The organism is Plantibacter flavus (genome assembly GCF_900177615.1).
GTDB lineage: Bacteria > Actinomycetota > Actinomycetes > Actinomycetales > Microbacteriaceae > Plantibacter > Plantibacter flavus.
Map to the genome: position 1 here is coordinate 1 of NZ_FXAP01000001.1, position 16,493 is coordinate 16,493.

16 protein-coding genes, 3 tRNA genes and 1 pseudogene are annotated in these 16,493 nt (G+C 69.8%); 13 read left to right on the forward strand and 7 right to left on the reverse strand.

Annotated elements, in window-relative coordinates; genetic code table 11:
- The 5 genes and pseudogenes from B9Y95_RS00005 to B9Y95_RS00030 form a co-directional block, all read right to left on the reverse strand.
- Nucleotides 1-569: pseudogene (locus tag B9Y95_RS00005) on the reverse strand (DUF222 domain-containing protein); the annotation flags it as partial.
- 520 nt (nt 570-1,089) lie between these two features.
- Complete coding sequence (locus tag B9Y95_RS00015; RefSeq protein WP_143736281.1) at nt 1,090-1,566, reverse strand: hypothetical protein; 477 nt, start codon at nt 1,564-1,566, stop codon at nt 1,090-1,092.
- A 116-nt stretch (nt 1,567-1,682) separates the two neighbouring features.
- A tRNA-Phe gene (locus tag B9Y95_RS00020) sits at nt 1,683-1,755 on the reverse strand.
- 78 nt (nt 1,756-1,833) lie between these two features.
- Nucleotides 1,834-1,907 (reverse strand) — tRNA-Asp (locus B9Y95_RS00025).
- A gap of 117 nt (nt 1,908-2,024) precedes the next feature.
- Nucleotides 2,025-2,100, reverse strand: a tRNA-Glu gene (locus tag B9Y95_RS00030).
- Nucleotides 2,101-2,391: 291 nt separating this feature from the next.
- Here B9Y95_RS00030 and B9Y95_RS00035 point away from each other — a divergent pair.
- A complete protein-coding gene (locus tag B9Y95_RS00035) occupies nt 2,392-3,687 on the forward strand; it encodes a M23 family metallopeptidase (protein WP_085510998.1) in 1,296 nt (431 codons plus the stop codon).
- Between the two features lie 87 nt (nt 3,688-3,774).
- On the opposite strand, the gene B9Y95_RS00040 is transcribed toward B9Y95_RS00035, so the two are convergent.
- Nucleotides 3,775-4,266: an inorganic diphosphatase gene (locus tag B9Y95_RS00040; RefSeq protein ID WP_079705152.1), complete on the reverse strand. Its 492-nt coding sequence runs from the start codon at nt 4,264-4,266 to the stop codon at nt 3,775-3,777.
- A gap of 129 nt (nt 4,267-4,395) precedes the next feature.
- Between B9Y95_RS00040 and tilS the strand changes: the two genes are divergently transcribed.
- From tilS to B9Y95_RS00095, 11 genes are all read left to right on the forward strand, one after another.
- Entirely contained in the window at nt 4,396-5,403 is a 1,008-nt protein-coding gene (gene tilS / locus B9Y95_RS00045) for a tRNA lysidine(34) synthetase TilS (RefSeq protein WP_234993919.1), read from the forward strand.
- Between the two features lie 62 nt (nt 5,404-5,465).
- Nucleotides 5,466-6,017 (forward strand): hypoxanthine phosphoribosyltransferase, encoded by a 552-nt coding sequence (gene hpt, locus B9Y95_RS00050; protein WP_064294334.1) that lies wholly within the window; start codon nt 5,466-5,468, stop codon nt 6,015-6,017.
- A 154-nt stretch (nt 6,018-6,171) separates the two neighbouring features.
- Nucleotides 6,172-8,190 carry an ATP-dependent zinc metalloprotease FtsH gene (ftsH, locus tag B9Y95_RS00055; protein ID WP_085510157.1) on the forward strand — a complete coding sequence of 673 codons (2,019 nt, stop codon included), beginning with the start codon at nt 6,172-6,174 and terminating at the stop codon, nt 8,188-8,190.
- Nucleotides 8,191-8,195: 5 nt separating this feature from the next.
- The gene (folE, locus tag B9Y95_RS00060; protein ID WP_085510158.1) at nt 8,196-8,858 is read left to right on the forward strand and encodes a GTP cyclohydrolase I FolE; all 663 of its coding nucleotides are present in this window, start codon (nt 8,196-8,198) and stop codon (nt 8,856-8,858) included.
- Nucleotides 8,859-8,862: 4 nt separating this feature from the next.
- Complete coding sequence (folP, locus tag B9Y95_RS00065) at nt 8,863-9,666, forward strand: dihydropteroate synthase (RefSeq protein ID WP_085510159.1); 804 nt, start codon at nt 8,863-8,865, stop codon at nt 9,664-9,666.
- Nucleotides 9,659-10,048: a dihydroneopterin aldolase gene (gene folB, locus B9Y95_RS00070; protein WP_079705157.1), complete on the forward strand. Its 390-nt coding sequence runs from the start codon at nt 9,659-9,661 to the stop codon at nt 10,046-10,048. Before folP ends, folB begins: the two co-directional genes overlap by 8 nt.
- The gene (gene folK, locus B9Y95_RS00075) at nt 10,048-10,608 is read left to right on the forward strand and encodes a 2-amino-4-hydroxy-6-hydroxymethyldihydropteridine diphosphokinase (RefSeq protein WP_085510160.1); all 561 of its coding nucleotides are present in this window, start codon (nt 10,048-10,050) and stop codon (nt 10,606-10,608) included. The genes folB and folK overlap by 1 nt, the downstream gene beginning before the upstream one ends.
- Nucleotides 10,605-11,084: a DUF3180 domain-containing protein gene (locus B9Y95_RS00080; protein ID WP_085510161.1), complete on the forward strand. Its 480-nt coding sequence runs from the start codon at nt 10,605-10,607 to the stop codon at nt 11,082-11,084. Before folK ends, B9Y95_RS00080 begins: the two co-directional genes overlap by 4 nt.
- Complete coding sequence (locus B9Y95_RS00085) at nt 11,044-11,655, forward strand: PH domain-containing protein (protein ID WP_085510162.1); 612 nt, start codon at nt 11,044-11,046, stop codon at nt 11,653-11,655. The genes B9Y95_RS00080 and B9Y95_RS00085 overlap by 41 nt, the downstream gene beginning before the upstream one ends.
- Nucleotides 11,652-13,472: a PH domain-containing protein gene (locus B9Y95_RS00090; RefSeq protein ID WP_085510163.1), complete on the forward strand. Its 1,821-nt coding sequence runs from the start codon at nt 11,652-11,654 to the stop codon at nt 13,470-13,472. Before B9Y95_RS00085 ends, B9Y95_RS00090 begins: the two co-directional genes overlap by 4 nt.
- Entirely contained in the window at nt 13,469-14,182 is a 714-nt protein-coding gene (locus B9Y95_RS00095; RefSeq protein ID WP_085510164.1) for a Rossmann-like and DUF2520 domain-containing protein, read from the forward strand. Before B9Y95_RS00090 ends, B9Y95_RS00095 begins: the two co-directional genes overlap by 4 nt.
- 71 nt (nt 14,183-14,253) lie before the next feature.
- Here the strand turns inward: B9Y95_RS00095 and B9Y95_RS00100 are convergent, their stop codons facing one another.
- Nucleotides 14,254-14,751, reverse strand: coding sequence for a DoxX family protein (locus B9Y95_RS00100; RefSeq protein WP_085510165.1), 498 nt, complete (start codon nt 14,749-14,751; stop codon nt 14,254-14,256).
- Between the two features lie 217 nt (nt 14,752-14,968).
- Here B9Y95_RS00100 and lysS point away from each other — a divergent pair, with 217 nt between their 5' ends.
- Nucleotides 14,969-16,489, forward strand: coding sequence for a lysine--tRNA ligase (gene lysS, locus B9Y95_RS00105; RefSeq protein ID WP_085510166.1), 1,521 nt, complete (start codon nt 14,969-14,971; stop codon nt 16,487-16,489).
- The last annotated feature ends 4 nt before the right edge of the window (nt 16,490-16,493 follow it).

Here is a 16,493-nt window from a genome sequence, read left to right on the forward strand (position 1 = left end):
GCGGGTTCGAACTCGACCCGGCGGTCTGCCTCGGAGCGGACCGCGCGTGCGGTGATCGATTCGGGGTGGAGGCGCTCGCGCAGGACGCGGGCGCGCCTGCGGAGGTTCGCGTTGGTGGACTCTTCCGCGACCGGCAGGACCTCCGTGAGGAACACCGCCCGCCCCGCGGTCGGCACGTCACTGAGTTGATCGATGATCGTCTGCGCGTGTCGCGCTGAGATGCGGCCGGCCTCGAGGGACTCGAGCACAGCTGGGGCTTCGTTGACGAGCTTTTCCGCGTCGTTCGTCGCCCGCTGGACGGTCCGTTCAGGTGTTCGGGTCGCCATCGCGAGGGCCGCACAGGTGGAGCGGCGGGAGAGTTCCTGGCGCTCAGCCGGCGGGAAGATCGCCGGAACCGTGGCGTCTGCGAAGGCGTCGGCGTAGGCGGCGGAACGGGCGAGCAGGCGGGCCTCCTCGGCGTACAGGTTGGCGCGACGCCGCTGGATGTCCGCGTAATGGTCCGAGAACTCCGCGAGGCGCGCGGCGTGCTCGTCGCCAGCGCGGATCGCGGTGAGGGTGGTCTCGGTCATGGAACAAGTCCACCATGAACCACTGACATTCCAGATGCTGAGTCGGCACGGTTGTGGAAGTATCCTCGCGTGCCCTTCGACAAGCTCAGGGACCGGAGGAAGGGTGCCGGAGCGGGATGTTCCTTGTGGCCCTTCGACAGGCTCAGGGACCGGAGAAGGCATGCCGGATTCGTGAGGTTCTCCGCAGGCCCTTCGACAGGCTCAGGGACCGGAGGAAGGGTGCCGGATTGACGGGGTTTCCCCGTGGGCCCTTCGACAGGCTCAGGGACCGGTGGGGGTAGCTCAGGGACCGGTGGGGGTAGCTCAGGGACCGGTGGAGGGGTGCCGGATTCGCGGGGTGCTCCGTGGGCCCTTCGACAGGCTCAGGGACCGGTGGGGGTAGCTCAGGGACCGGTGGGGGTAGCTCAGGGACCGGTGGGGGTAGCTCGGGGGCCGGAGGGGGTAGCTCAGGGAGCGGAAGGGGTTCAGGGATCGGGCGGGCGAGACTCGTCTGCCCGCGCGGTCGCTGGGCCTGGGTGGGCTAGTAGTTCAGGCAGCGATCCGGATCCGCGGTCTCCGGAGGATCACCCTGATACAGGGTGAAGAAGTTCTCGGCCGGGCCGGACAAGGATCCGCGGGCGTGGACGCACAGGCGCGCGAGACCGTCGTCGCTCCGTACGTCGGAGGTGATCCGGGACGTCTCGCATGCGCCGTCGCCGGGATGCAGGACGAGGTCTCGGTGGGTCCCCTCGTTGTCCACCATCCAGGTCCCGGAGAAGTCGATCGGGTCGTCCACGCGTGGGTCGTCGTCAAGACTGCACTGAACCTCCGAGGGCCAGGCGGTGGCCTCGAAGGTCCCGTCGTCGGCGAGCTCGAGCCGTGTGTCCCCGCTGCGCCAGGTGCCGACGGCCTCATCACGTGGCAGTCCGTACCTCGTGCCCGAGCACGCCGCGAGCGACGTCCCCAGCAGGACCGCGAGCACGGAGGCGGTCACCCAGCGTGATGGTTTCGATTCCACAGTGCGAGTCTGTCCGCCGTGGGCCAGGAGTGGCAACTCAGGTGGTGGTTTGGGTGTTCACGGGCATCCGGGCAAAAAAAGAACCCCCACCATGTAGAAGCTAGGTGGGGGTTCCGTGGCTCCGACGGGCGTCGATCCCGTGACCTCACGATTTTCAGTCGTGCGCTCTACCAACTGAGCTACAGAGCCGAGTACATCAGCTGCACGAACGGCGACGATGTCTCAAAAGCAGAAGCCCTCCCTTGCGAGAGGGCTTCCGACCTTTTGCGACCCTGACGGGACTTGAACCCGCGACCTCCGCCGTGACAGGGCGGCACGCTAACCAACTGCGCTACAGGGCCATACATGTTGAATTGCTGGTGATACGAACTGCGGTGATGCTGGTGTTCCTTGGTGCTTCTCGCAGTCGCGCAGACTCACTATACCTGAATCCGAGCGGCTGTTTTTCCAGTAGTCGGTGGTGACCCCAACGGGATTCGAACCCGTGCTGCCGCCGTGAAAGGGCGGTGTCCTAGGCCGCTAAACGATAGGGCCGCGAAGCCCTGAAGCTTCATGACTACCGAGCGACAAGCATACGGATGAAACCGCCGAATCCAAAATCGGGTTCGCGGACCAGGGTTCGGCGCTCCGTGCCGGATGTGACGACAGGCGCCGAATGACCGCTCCACGGCCCCCGGCCGGGGTTAGCCTCTGGCGTGGACCACTCCTGGATGCCACGGCCGACGGGAGTGTCCGCAGCCGGTCCCGACCCCCGTCGGGCTAGCGTGGACAGTGGTACCGATGTGACCGATGTGACTGCAGCGAACCGAGATGGGCCCCTACTTCATGAGCAAGAAGCTTGTCGGCGCTTGGCGCCGAAGCCGGACGACCAACGCCGGATCGGCGTCCTCCGTGCGGTGGCGAGGACGCCTCACCGCCGCCATCGTCATGTCACTCGCGATCGTCGGCTCCTTCGGCGTCGCCGGTCCGGCGTCAGCAGCCGACTACCCCTCGTGGGACGACGTCCAGGCCGCGAAGGGCAATGAGGCCGCGAAGGCCGCCGAGGTCACGAACATCAAGAACTTCATCGTCCAGTTGCAGGACGAGCTGCAGGTCGCCCAGGACGAGGCCGAGAAGCGCGGTACGGAGTTCCAGGCCGCCGAGGAGGCCTTCTTCGAGGCCGATGCCCGGGCCACCGCGATCCAGTCGCAGGCCGACGCCAAGACGGCCGAGGCCGACACCGCGACGAAGCAGGCCGGTCGGGTCGCGTCACAGCTCTACCGCTCCGGCGGCGCCGATCTCAGCCTGAGCCTCTTCCTCGACGGCGAGAGCAAGGGCGCGACGGACCTCCTGTCGAAACTCGGCAACATGAACCAGGTCGCCGAGCACAGCAACGGCGTCTATGAGCAAGCGGTCGCCGCACGCAACACCGCGGCTGCGCTCGGGGAACAGGCCGGTGTCGCCCGCGACGAGCGCGAGTCGCTCCGACAGGCGGCGCAGACGGCCATGGAGGCAGCCCAGGCGGCGGCCTCCGCGGCGGCGGCGAAGCTCGAGAAGAACCAGGAGCTGATCGTCACGCTCAACGCCCAGCTGACCGCGTTGCAGGACACGACCGCGAAGACGGTCAAGGACTTCGAAGCCGGCGAGGCAGCGCGGAAGGCCGCCGAGGCTGCGGCCGCTGCCGCGCGTGGTGAGAGCGCCGACGGCGGTCAGCTCAGCAGTCAGGGCTGGGCGATTCCGGCCTCCGGCAGCATCTCGGGCACGTACGGCTACCGCGATCCGATCTCCACCGGCGGCGGCAGCTCGGGCAGCTTCCACCGCGGGACCGACATCGCCGGCGGCTGCGGCATCCCGATCTACGCGGCGACCTCCGGCACCGTGACCTATGCCGGTTGGTACGGCACGTACGGCAACTTCGTCCTCATCGACCACGGCTCCGGCGTCTCGACCGGCTACGCGCACATCGTGAACGGTGGCATCCAGGTCGGCGTCGGCTACCAGGTCTCCGCCGGACAGGTCATCGCCTACGTCGGCACGACCGGTGCCTCCACCGGCTGCCACCTGCACTTCGAGGTCCGCATCAACGGCAGTGCGATCGACGCGCAGCCGTTCATGGCCGACCGCGGAGCGCCGCTCGGCTGATCGAGCGCGGCGACCCGCACGACGAAGCGGCCGGCTCCCTCGGGTGCCGGCCGCTTCGTCATGCGGTGTGCGGAGGTCCGCAGGGGGTCAGTGCCCCTCCGCCTTCAACTTGTCGAAGCCCGCGAGGATGATCTTCTCGGCCGCGGCGGCGTCGCCCCAGCCGTCGATCCGCGCCCACTTGCCGGGCTCGGTGTCCTTGTAGTGGACGAAGAAGTGCTCGATCTCGTCGCGCGTCGCCTGCGGGATGTCCGTCAGGTCCTGGATGTGCGACCAGCGCGGGTCCTTGTACTGCACGGCGATGACCTTGTCGTCGCCGCCGCCGTCGTCCGTCATGTGCAGCACACCGACGGGGCGGACCTTGATGCCGACGCCCGGGAAGGTCGGGAAGTCGAGCAGGACCAGGACGTCGACCGGGTCGCCGTCCTCGCCGAGGGTGTTCTCGAAGAAGCCGTAGTCGGCGGGATAGACGAAGCTCGTGAACAGGACGCGGTCCAGGAAGACCCGACCGGTCTCGTGGTCGATCTCGTACTTGTTGCGGCTGCCCCGCGGGATCTCGATGACGGCGTCGTACTCGGCCATAAGCCTGCTCCTTGCGCGGTTGGATGACGTTGAGCCGGCGCGGTCGCCGACGAGGACCAACCATAACCGATGCGTCCCGGAGCGAACGGTGTGGGGAGGCGCCCGGCGCGGTGCAATAGCGTGGTCCGCGTGAACGACGTCCGCCCCCCGCTCCACCCGTCCGTCGCCGCCCTGCGGAAGGCGGTGCGCGACGCGATCGCGGGCACGGCGTCCACGCCGTCGCGTGACGTCGCCGGTGCCGACCTGCTCGTCGCACTGAGCGGCGGCGCGGACTCGCTCGCGCTCGCCGCCGCGGCCGCGTTCGAAGCCGCAAAGGTCGGACTGCGGGCCGGTGCCGTGATCGTCGACCACGGACTGCAGCCGGGCTCGGCCGACGTCGCGGCGCGTGCAGCCGACCAGGCGCGTGCCCTCGGGCTCGACCCCGTACTGGTCCGCGTCGTCGAGGTGGGCTCCGAGGGTGGACCGGAGGCCGCGGCACGGGCGGCGCGGTACACCGCACTCGACGCCGCGCGAGTCGAGGTCGGTGCGTCCCTGGTGCTGCTCGCGCACACCCTCGACGACCAGGCGGAGACCGTCCTCCTCGGTCTCGCACGAGGGTCGGGCACGGGCAGCCTCCAGGGGATGGCACCCGTCTCCGGTGCGCTCCTCCGACCGCTGCTCGGGATCCGGCGCTCCCAGACCCGCGAGGCGTGCGCTGCCGAAGGACTCGAACCGTGGCACGACCCGCACAACACCGACGACGCCTACGCGCGGGTCCGGGTTCGGGAGCGGGTCCTGCCGGTGCTCGAGGCGGAGCTCGGGCCGGGGATCGCCGAGGCCCTCGCCCGCACCGCCGACGCCGCCCGGGAGGACGCCGACGCGTTCGAGGAGATGATCGAGGAGACCATCGAGGAGCTCGTCGAGCACGCCGAGGCCGGGATCTCCGTCAGTGCCGGGGCACTCGCCGCCAACCCGGCGGCGCTCCGCCAGCGGATCATCCGGTACATCGTCCAGAGCGAGTTCGGCGTCTCGCTCACGCGGTCGCAGACGATCGAGGTCGCACGGCTCGTCACCGATTGGGCGGGCCAGGGTCCGATCGACCTGCCCGGCCTGACGGCGTCCCGACACGCTGGACGCATCGTCTTCGCGGCCCGCTGACCACAGGGCTCCCCGGGCGGGAGGCGCACGGGCGTCCGGGTCATCTCGCATACACTCGACGCATGGAGCAGAGCGACATTTCCGACGACCTCACGACCATCCTCGTCACCGAGCAGGAGATCCGCGACAAGCTCGCCGAACTCGCCCGGCAGATCGAGACCGACTACGCCGGGAAGGACGTCCTGCTCGTCGGCGTGCTGAAGGGTGCGGTCATGGTCATGGCCGACCTCGCGCGCGAACTCCGCATCCCGCTCTCGATGGACTGGATGGCCGTCAGCTCGTACGGCGCCGGCACGAAGTCCAGCGGTGTCGTCCAGATCCGCAAGGACCTCGACGCCGACCTCACGGGCCGTCACGTCCTGATCGTCGAGGACATCATCGATTCCGGCCTCACCCTCTCCTGGCTGCTCGAGAACTTCGCCTCGCGCGGAGCCGCGTCCATCGAGGTCTGCGCGCTCCTCCGCAAGCCCGAGGCCGCGAAGGTGCACGTCGAGTGCAAGTACGTCGGTTTCGACATCCCGAACGACTTCGTGGTCGGGTACGGTCTCGACTTCGACGAGAAGTACCGCAACCTCCGCGACGTCGGCGTCCTCGCCCCGCACGTCTACGCCTGAACCACTCCACCGACCTCACACCGCACCCCCGTTAAGCCCACGGCAAACACAGGGGAGGCATCCAGCGGCGAGGGGGTAGCCTGATTTGCGACGCGGCTCCGCCCGTCGACCCCTCCTGCAGAAAGGGAACGGGCCAGCCCCGGCCTCTCAACTTATGAACGTCAAGCGTCTCTTCAAGGGTCCCATCCCGTACCTCATCATCGCCGCCCTGGTCTTCTGGATCGGCATCAGCCTGATGAGCATGAACGGCTTCCGTGAGGTCTCCACGCAAGAGGGTCTCGCCTTCCTCGAGAAGGGTCAGGTCAAGGAGGCCGTCATCACGGACGGCGACCAGCGCGTCGACCTCACGCTGACGAAGGCCGACGACGAGTTCGGCAAGCAGGTGCAGTTCTACTACGTCGGCGCCCGCGCGGCCGACGTGGTCGAGGCCGTCGACGCCGCAGACCCGTCCGGTGGCTACAACGACAAGGTGCCCCAGCCGAGCTGGCTCCTGTCGATGCTCGGACTCCTCCTCCCGTTGCTCCTCATCGGTGTCTTCTTCTGGCTGATGCTCTCCGGTATGCAGGGCGGCGGCAACAAGGTCATGCAGTTCGGCAAGTCGAAGGCGAAGCTCGTGTCGAAGGAGTCGCCGAAGGTGACCTTCGACGACGTCGCCGGTGCCGACGAGGCGATCGAGGAGCTCGAGGAGATCAAGGACTTCCTCAAGGAGCCCGCGAAGTTCCAGGCCGTCGGTGCGCGCATCCCGAAGGGCGTCCTGCTGTACGGCCCTCCCGGAACGGGCAAGACGCTCCTGGCCCGTGCCGTCGCCGGCGAAGCCGGCGTGCCGTTCTACTCGATCTCCGGCTCCGACTTCGTCGAGATGTTCGTCGGTGTCGGTGCGAGCCGCGTCCGCGACCTCTTCCAGCAGGCCAAGGAGAACTCGCCCGCGATCATCTTCGTCGACGAGATCGACGCCGTCGGTCGCCACCGCGGTGCCGGCATGGGCGGCGGTCACGACGAGCGCGAGCAGACCCTCAACCAGCTGCTCGTCGAGATGGACGGCTTCGACGTCAAGACGAACGTCATCCTGATCGCCGCGACCAACCGCCCCGACATCCTCGACCCCGCGCTCCTGCGCCCGGGCCGCTTCGACCGCCAGATCGGCGTCGACGCCCCCGACCTCGCCGGCCGCAAGAAGATCCTCGAGGTGCACGGCAAGGGCAAGCCGCTCGCCGCGAGCGTCGACCTCGAGGTCGTCGCCCGCAAGTCGCCCGGCTTCACCGGTGCCGACCTCGCCAACGTCCTCAACGAGGCCGCGCTGCTCACGGCGCGCTCCAACGCCCAGCTGATCGACAACCGCGCGCTCGACGAGGCCATCGACCGCGTCATCGCCGGTCCGCAGCGCCGCACGCGCGTCATGCGCGAGCAGGAGAAACTCATCACCGCCTACCACGAGGGCGGGCACGCGCTCGCTGCAGCGGCGATGAATAACACCGACCCCGTCACGAAGGTCACGATCCTCCCGCGCGGCCGCGCCCTCGGTTACACGATGGTCCTGCCCCTCGAGGACAAGTACTCCGTCACGCGCAACGAGCTGCTCGACCAGCTCGCCTACGCGATGGGTGGCCGCGTCGCTGAGGAGCTCGTGTTCCACGACCCGACCACGGGTGCGTCGAACGACATCGAGAAGGCCACGGGGATCGCTCGCAAGATGGTCACCGAGTACGGCATGACCACCGACGTCGGTGCCGTCAAGCTCGGGCAGTCCTCGGGCGAGATGTTCCTCGGCCGCGACATGGGCCACCAGCGCGACTACTCGGAGGAGATCGCGCAGCGCGTCGACGCCCAGGTCCGCGAGCTCATCGAGGCCGCACACGACGAAGCCTGGCAGGTCATCACGACCAACCGGGCCGTGCTCGACCGCCTCGCCGCCGAGCTGATGGAGAAGGAGACCCTCGACCACAACCAGCTGGCCGAGATCTTCAAGGACGTCAAGAAGCTCCCGCCGCGCCCCGTCTGGCTGTCCAGCAAGAAGCGTCCCGTCGGGTCGGGTTCGGCCGTCGGTTCCGCATCGTTCACCGCCCCCATCGACTCCGGTGCGGCCGACGGTGGCGTGAGCTCGGAGCCCGAGCCCGAGGCTCCCGCGAAGCCCAAGCGCACCCGCGCGACGAAGCCGCGACCGGCGACCGCCTAGCCCGCATGACCCACGGCGAGCACACCGCGGACGACGCGGTCGCAGCCGCGCAGGCCGAGTCCGATCAGGGCTCGGCCTCGCGGTCGTCCGTGGACCGCGAGCGGATCGCCGCGGCGGTCCTCGAGATCCTCGAGGCGATCGGCGAAGACCCCTCCCGCGACGGCCTCGCCGACACCCCGACGCGTGTCGCCGATGCGTACGCGGAGTTCTTCGGTGGCGTCGGTCAGGACGCCGGTGTGCACCTGGCCCGCCCCATCCCGATCGAGGAGGGCGCGACCAGCGACGTCGTGCTCGTCCGCGACATCGCCTTCCGTTCCGTCTGCGAGCACCATCTGCTCCCGTTCCTCGGCACGGCGCACATCGCCTACCTGCCCGACGAACTCGTCATCGGACTCGGTGCCCTGCCGAAGCTCGTCGACACACTCGCCTCGCGCCCGCAGGTCCAGGAGCGGCTGAGCGAGCAGATCGCCGACACCCTCGTCGAACGGCTCGCGCCTCGCGGCGTCCTCGTCGTGCTCCAGGCCGCGCACGGCTGCGTCTCGATGCGCGGTTCGCGCCAGCTGACGAGTACCACCGTCACCATCGCGAGCCGTGGAGCCCTGGCCGATCCGGCTGCACGGGCCGAGCTGATGGTCCTGATCGGCGCGTCCGCCGACCAGGCGGGGTGATCGCATGTTCCAGATCATGGGCGTCGTCAACGTCACACCCGACTCGTTCAGCGACGGCGGCCGGTACCTCGACGTCGACGACGCCGTCGCCCACGGGCTCGAGCTCATCGCGGCAGGCGCCACCATCATCGACGTCGGCGGCGAATCGACGCGGCCCGGTGCCGCCCGGGTCGACACCCGTGAGGAGCAGCACCGGGTCGCGCCCGTCATCGCGGCGCTGGCCGCTGCTGGTGCGCGAGTGAGCATCGACACGATGAGCGCGGAGACCGCCCGTGCCGCGGCCGACGCCGGTGCCTCGATCATCAACGACGTCTCCGGTGGCCTCGCCGACGATCGCATGCCGGGCGTGATGGCGGCGTCCGGTCTCGACTGCGTCATCAGCCATTGGCGCGGGCACTCGGCCGACATGGCGCGCCGCGCCACGTACACCGACGCGGCGGTCGACGTCGCTCGGGAACTCGACGACCGGGTGGCGACCCTTCGCGGTCAGGGCGTCGACCCCGGCCGGATCGTCGTCGATCCCGGCCTCGGGTTCTCGAAGCACGCCGAGCACAACTGGCGCATCCTCGCGCGACTCGACCTGCTGCGCGAGCTCGGGTACCCGGTGCTGGTGGGCGCGTCCCGCAAGCGGTTCATCGGAGCGCTCCTCCCCGAGGACGCCCCGATGGAGGCGCGCGACCTGCCGAGCGCCGTGGTGACCGTGCTGGCCGCGCAGGCCGGAGCCTGGGGTGTGCGCGTCCACGACGTCGCCGCCACCAGACTCGCTCTCGATACCCTCGATGCATGGCAAGGTGGAGCCGATGACTGATTCGATCACCCTCACGGGCCTGCGGGCGTTCGCGCACCACGGCGTCTTCGACTTCGAGCGCGAGGCCGGACAGGAGTTCGTCATCGACGTCACCGTGTCGCTGGACCTCCGCCCGGCCGCCGGCGGCGACGAGCTCGGCGCGACCATGCACTACGGCGAGCTCGCCGAGGCGGTCGTCGCGGCCGTGGAGCGCGACCCGGTCGACCTCATCGAGACCGTGGCCGAGCGCATCGCCGACGTGGTGCTCGCGAACGAACGCGCGGAAGCGGTCCGGGTCACCGTGCACAAGCCGAGCGCGCCGATCACCGTGCCCTTCGCCGACGTGGCGGTGACGATCGAGCGCACCCAGGCCGACCGCACCCAGGCCGGGCGGGCCGTCTGATGGTCTCGCGCACACCGATCCACGACCCAGTCCGTCGGCCCGGACCACCGAAGCCCCGTGCCGTCTGGGCCGTCGTGGCCATCGGGGCGAACCTGGGGGACCGCCGCGCGACGATCGCACAGGCGGTGGACGACCTCGCCGCCGTCGACGGAGTGCTCGAGGTGCGGCCGTCGCCGCTCGTCGCGAGCGCGGCCGTCAAGTTGTCCGGCGTCGACGAGTCGGCTCCGGCCTACCTCAACGGTGTCGCTGCCGTCCGCACCCGCCTCCAGCCGCACGCGCTCCTCGACGAACTCCAGCGGATCGAACTCGCGCACGGCCGCGTCCGCGAGGAGCGCTGGGGCGACCGGACGCTCGATCTCGACCTCATCGCCTACGACGACGAGACGATCGACGACGAACGCCTGACGGTCCCGCACCCGCGAGCCGCCGAGCGCGGGTTCGTCGTCGTGCCCTGGCTGCTCCTCGACCCCGACGCGACCCTGCCCGGCGTCGGCCGCCTCGACACCCTCGCGGCCGCCAAGGACGGCTCCGTGGTCCCTGACGACGGCGTGCACCCGTGACCCGCACCACCGCGACACCGCTCATCGTCCTCGCCGGGGTGGGCGTCGTCTTCGGCTTCCTCGTCGAAGTCGCGATGGTGTCCGGCGGACGTGCGTCGATCATCCCGCCCGTCACCCTCGCGGTCTCGCTCGTGGCGGTCGCGATCATCCTCATCGCCCTGTCCTGGCCCATCCGCCGCAGCACGACCGGTCGCGCCACCCGTCGGATCGACCCGTTCCGCGCCATGCGGGTCGCCGCGCTCGCGAAGGCCTCGAGCCATGCGGGCTCCCTGGTGGCTGGGGCGACCGTCGGGATCCTGCTCTTCGTCCTGACCCGTCCGATCCTGCCCGCGCTAGGCTCGTTGTGGCTGGTGATCGCGTCCATCGTGGGATCCGTCGCACTCGTCGTCGCCGCCTTGGTGGCCGAGTGGTTCTGCACCGTTCCGAAGGATGATGATGACGACGCCGCACCCGGGGGAGCCCCGTCCCACACCTGATCAGCCCGCCGAACGGCCGCTGATCGAGACGCCGCTGGAGGAGCTGTCGTCGCCGGAGACGGTCCAGGCCGGCCCTGCGGAGCAGAGCGGTAAGCGGCTCGAACTGCCTGATGCCGAGTGGCGCCGCGTGAGTCGCAAGCTCATCGCCGTCGAGTTCATCTCCGAGGGCGCCGGCCTCGTGCTCGTCACGGCGGCCGTGGTCTTCGTCGCGCTCGTCTGGGACTGGACCTGGATCTGGTGGCCGTTCGCCGCCTTCGCCGTGATCTCCCTGATCGCAGCGGCGTTCATCCCGCGCCGCATCCGCGCCATCGGCTACCAGTTGCGCGCGGACGACCTGCTCTTCCGCCGCGGGATCATGTGGCAGCGCTTCGTCGCCGTGCCCTATGGGCGCATGCAGCTCGTCGACATCAACCGCGGGCCCCTGTCGCGGGCGTTCGGCCTCGCCGACCTCAAGTTCGTGACCGCGTCCGCCTCGACCGGTGTGGTGATCAACGGATTGCCGGAGGCCGAGGCCGAAGGGCTGCGCGACCATCTGGTCGCCGTGGCGGAGAGCCGGCGGACCGGGCTGTGAGCGAGCACCAGGCGGCAGGACCGCCGGAGCGGTTCGAGGCTCCGGCCGCGGGGCCTCGGGTGAAGCCGACGGCCGAGGCGATCGTCCCACGGGTGGCCGGGCAGAGCCTCGTCGACGGTCAGTGGCACCGGTTGCACCCGGCGACGCCGTTGCTGCGTGGTGGGATCGCGTTCGTCGCGATCCTCGGCATCGTGATCGCCAACCTCCGCGAGCGTCTCATCGAGTTCTTCATCCCCGCTCCTGGGATGGAGCAGCCGACCGACCCGATCGACTACATCCTCAACCACGGCTTCGTCGGGTGGGTGCTGCTCGCGATCGCCGTCGGGCTCATCGTGGTGATCGCCGTGTTCTGGCTGTCCTGGCGCATGCACACCTTCCGCGTCACCGACGAGGCCGTGGAGGTGCGCAGCGGCATCCTGTTCCGCACCAACCGCAAGGCCAAGCTCGACCGCATCCAGGGCGTCTCCATCGAGAAGCCGCTCCTCGCCAGGCTCATCGGGGCCTCGCGCATCAACGTGAGCGTCGCTGGGCAGGACGCGAACGTCAAACTCGAGTACCTGTACGGCGCCGACGCCGACGGCCTCCGCCGGGACGTGCTCACGCTCGCGAGCGGTGCGAAGCTCGCGGAACGCGGGCAGGCCGCCGCGGCCGGCGAACCGGCAGACCTGACCCAGCCGTCGCAATCGTCGCCCGACGCTACCGGCGGGGTGTCCCGGTTCGTGACCGAGCGCGTCGACGACTTCATCTCGCCCGAACTCGACCCGGAGGAGGCGGTGCCGGACTCCGTGGTGCGGTTGACCCTCGGCCGGCTCATCGGGTCGACCCTGCTCAGCCCGTTCACCGTGATCGTCCTCATCTCGGTCGTGGTCGGCGTCGTGCTCCTCGTCAACGGTCTGGACTGGGCGTGGTTCTGGTTGGTCCCGATGGTGCTGAGTCTCGGCGCCTTCGTCTGGTCGGGCGTGACGAAGTCGCTGCGCTACAGCATCGCGGCGACGCCCTCGGGCGTGCGCATCGGCTTCGGGCTGTTCTCGACGACGAACGACACCGTCCCGCCCGGCCGCATCCATGCGATCGAAGTGTCGCAGCCCATCATCTGGCGGCCGTTCGGCTGGTGGCGGGTGCGGATCAACAAGGCCGGCCTGTCACTGGAGCAGGCTGCCCGCGGTGCGACGAGCAACACGGTGTTGCCGGTCGGGTCGCTCGTGGACGCCGCCCAGGTCGTGGAGCTGATGCTCGCAGGCCGGATCGACGGCAGCGCCTGGGCGCCCCTGCAGTCGGCCCTCGCCACGCGCGACGGCGTCGGTTTCGTGGGCTCGCCCCGCCGCTCGCGATGGATCAACTGGTTCTCCTGGCGTCGGACCGGCTACGCGCTGCGCGACGGGATGCTGCTGTTCCGACAGGGCGTGGTCTGGCGCAAACTCCACATCCTCCCGCTCGCGCGACTGCAGAGCATCCGGATCGACCAGGGCCCGCTGCTGCGCGCGCTCGACCTCGCCTCGGCGACCGCGCACACGGTCCCCGGCCCGGTGATCGCCAAGCTCCCGGCGCTGGCCCGCGACGAGGCGGTGCGGATGTTCGACGCGGCTTCGGCGGCGATCGTGGTCGCGCAGTCGACCGACCGCAGTCACCGGTGGGCGAGCTTCGACCCCGAGCACCAGCCGTCCGAGGCGCAGGCGACAGTCCCCTACCTCGATGAGCCGGTGGCGCCGTCGGGCACCGAGCCGACGACGCAGCCGGACGCCGCGCCGTCGCGGGAGCAGAGGCCGGCGTCGTCCGTGCCGCTCCCGACGACCGACCACGACCGGAGGACCATGTGAGCGCGGAACGACGGAGCGCCAGGCTCGGCGTCGGGATCATCGGGAGTGGTCGCGTCGGCCCGGTCATCGGAGCGGCGCTCGGAGGAGCAGGGCACGCGATCGTCGGCATCACCGCGGTGTCGGAGGAGAGCCTCGAACGGGCGAACGCCCTGTTGCCGGATGTGCCGGTGCTCGATCCGACCGAGGTGGTCGAGCGGAGCGAGCTCGTCGTCATCGCCGTCCCCGATGGGGAACTGGCTTCGCTCGTCGAGGGACTGGCCGCCGTCGGTGCGTGGCAGCCGGGTCAGCTCGTCGCCCACACCTCGGCCCGCTTCGGGACAGCGGTGCTCGCTCCGGCCGCGCGCGCCGGTGCCATCCCGCTGGCGATCCACCCGGCCATGGTGTTCACCGGGACGAGCCTCGACCTCGCGCGTCTGCACGAGACGTCGTTCGCCGTGACCGCACCGGCCCCGGTCCAACCGATCGGCCAGGCGCTCGTGGTCGAGATGGGCGCGGAGCCCGTCATCATCGCCGAGACAGATCGTGCGGCCTACGCCGAAGCGGTGGAGACGGCCGCGAGCTTCTCGCGCGCGGTCGTGCAGCAGGCGACCGGACTGCTCCAGGACATCGGCGTGGAGAACGCCGGCGGCTTCCTGTCCTCGCTCGTGCGGTCGTCCGTCGACGAGGCCCTGCGCGGGGCGACCACGCCCGACGTCGACGAGCTGCTCTAGCCGGGTGGACGGACCGCCGCCCGCCCACCCGAGTCCGGGCAGGCGGGCGGGTCCGTGTCAGTGGGTCCGTGTCAGCGGCTGCGGCGGCGACGGATCAGCGCGTCGACGGCGAGTCGACCCGGGCCGGCGAGGGTGAGTGCGAGCGATGCGAGTGCGAGCAGCATGACGTACTCGAAGCCTCCGTCGGCGGCGTAGAACCCTGCCGGCAGGTGCACGAGCACCATCGCGACAGCCATGGTCACCGCGAGCAGGGCGCCCACGATGCGCGTGCCGAGGCCGACGATGAGCAGCAGGCCACCGACCACCTCGAGACCGGCGACGACGACCGCCGCGACCTCGGGAGCAGGGATGCCCATGCCGCCGAACCCGGACGCGACGCCCGGAATGGAGTCGACGAGGAACTTCTGGAGGCCGTGGGCGATGAAGACCACGCCGAGGGCCAGGCGCAGGAGGAGGAGACCGGCGTCGATCCCCGCCTGTCCGCGCGGAGCGGAGGGAGAGGCCGGGACCGGTGGGATGGTGGTGGCCTCGTGGTGGTCGGTGTGCTGGTGGTCGGAGAGCGTCGTCATGACGAGCCTTTCGAGTTCGTTTCCGGCGTCGGTGCCCCCGATCGGGACTCCTGTCCTTCGAGCCAAGCACGGCCCGGGTACCCGGCGATGTCCTCCGAATGGTTGTTCGCAGACCCTTGTCAGGCCGTCGATAGCCGGTTCATAGGAACCCGGCCGTGCGCGCGGCCCGCACGGTCCCCGGTAAACTCCAGTGACCGCACGAGGAGAACCCCACCGCATGACTGACACGACGCCAGAGCCGATCGACGACGCAGCAGAGCAGGCAGAGCTCTCCGAGCAGAAGGCCGTCCGGCTCGCGAAGCGCCAGCGCCTCATCGACGAGGCGACGTCGGGTGCCGGCGGTGCCTATCCCGTCACCCTCCCCATCACCGACACCATCCCGGCGGTGCGCGCCCGCTTCGGCGACCTCCAGCCCGACGAGGCGACCGGCGTCACGGTCGGCGTCGCGGGCCGCGTCGTGCACCTGCGCAACACCGGCAAGCTCTGCTTCGCCAGCCTCCAGTCGGGCGACGGCAGCCGAATCCAGGCGATGGTGAGCCTCGCCAGCGTCGGCGACGAACAGCTCGCGGCCTGGAAGGAGCTCGTCGACCTCGGCGACCACGTCTTCGTCTCCGGCGAGGTCATCTCCAGTCGTCGTGGCGAGCTGTCGATCATGGTGGCCGAGTGGACCATCGCGGCGAAGGCGATCCTGCCCCTGCCGAACCTCCACAACGAGCTGAACGAGGAGACGCGGGTCCGGAGCCGGTACCTCGACCTCATCGCCCGCGACCAGGCGCGCAAGAACGTGCTCGACCGGTCCAAGACGGTGGCCAGCCTCCGCCAGACCTTCACGGAGCGCGACTTCGTCGAGGTCGAGACGCCGATGCTCCAGGTCATGCACGGAGGAGCCTCGGCCCGCCCCTTCGTCACCCACTCGAACGCGTTCGACACCGAGCTCTACCTGCGCATCGCGCCCGAGCTGTACCTGAAGCGCGCCGTCGTCGGCGGCATCGACCACGTCTACGAGATCAACCGCAACTTCCGCAACGAGGGCGCCGACTCCACGCACAGCCCCGAGTTCGCCATGCTCGAGGCGTACGAGGCGTACGGGGACTACGGCACCATGGCCGACCTCACGCAGACCCTCATCCAGAACGCCGCACTCGCGACGAGCGGGAGCCACGTCGTCACCTGGGCCGACGGCACGGAGTTCGACCTCGGTGGCGAGTGGGACCGCATCTCGATGTTCGAGAGCCTGTCGGCCGCCGCTGGTGTCGAGATCACGCCGCAGACGCCGATCGAGGAACTCAAGGCGCTCGCCGAGCGTGAGGGCGTCGAGGTCCCGCACCCCATCCACGGCAAGTACGTCGAGGAGCTGTGGGAACACTTCGTCAAGGGTGGCCTCGAGCGACCGACCTTCGTCATGGACTTCCCGGTCGACACGAGCCCGCTCGTTCGCGCCCACCGCTCCATCGCGGGCGCGGTCGAGAAGTGGGACCTCTACGTCCGCGGCTTCGAGCTCGCCACCGGCTACTCCGAACTCGTCGACCCGGTCGTGCAGCGCGAACGCTTCATCGAGCAGGCGAAGCTCGCCGCGCAGGGCGACGTCGAGGCCATGCGTCTCGACGAGGAGTTCCTGCGGGCGCTCGAGTTCGGGATGCCGCCGTCCGGCGGCATGGGGATGGGCATCGACCGACTCCTCATGGCGCTCACCGGCCTCGGTATCCGCGAGACGATCCTCTTCCCCCTGGTCAAGTAGCGGC

What these genes read in the sequence shown, in the direction of transcription:
- B9Y95_RS00035 (WP_085510998.1), top strand. Translation starts at nt 2,392, where the DNA reads ATGAGCAAGAAGCTTGTCGGCGCTTGGCGCCGAAGCCGGACGACCAAC.
- B9Y95_RS00040 (WP_079705152.1), bottom strand. Translation starts at nt 4,266, where the DNA reads ATGGCCGAGTACGACGCCGTCATCGAGATCCCGCGGGGCAGCCGCAAC.
- hpt (WP_064294334.1), top strand. Translation starts at nt 5,466, where the DNA reads ATGGAGCAGAGCGACATTTCCGACGACCTCACGACCATCCTCGTCACC.
- ftsH (WP_085510157.1), top strand. Translation starts at nt 6,172, where the DNA reads ATGAACGTCAAGCGTCTCTTCAAGGGTCCCATCCCGTACCTCATCATC.
- folE (WP_085510158.1), top strand. Translation starts at nt 8,196, where the DNA reads ATGACCCACGGCGAGCACACCGCGGACGACGCGGTCGCAGCCGCGCAG.
- folP (WP_085510159.1), top strand. Translation starts at nt 8,863, where the DNA reads ATGTTCCAGATCATGGGCGTCGTCAACGTCACACCCGACTCGTTCAGC.
- folB (WP_079705157.1), top strand. Translation starts at nt 9,659, where the DNA reads ATGACTGATTCGATCACCCTCACGGGCCTGCGGGCGTTCGCGCACCAC.
- folK (WP_085510160.1), top strand. Translation starts at nt 10,048, where the DNA reads ATGGTCTCGCGCACACCGATCCACGACCCAGTCCGTCGGCCCGGACCA.
- B9Y95_RS00085 (WP_085510162.1), top strand. Translation starts at nt 11,044, where the DNA reads ATGACGACGCCGCACCCGGGGGAGCCCCGTCCCACACCTGATCAGCCC.
- B9Y95_RS00100 (WP_085510165.1), bottom strand. Translation starts at nt 14,751, where the DNA reads ATGACGACGCTCTCCGACCACCAGCACACCGACCACCACGAGGCCACC.
- lysS (WP_085510166.1), top strand. Translation starts at nt 14,969, where the DNA reads ATGACTGACACGACGCCAGAGCCGATCGACGACGCAGCAGAGCAGGCA.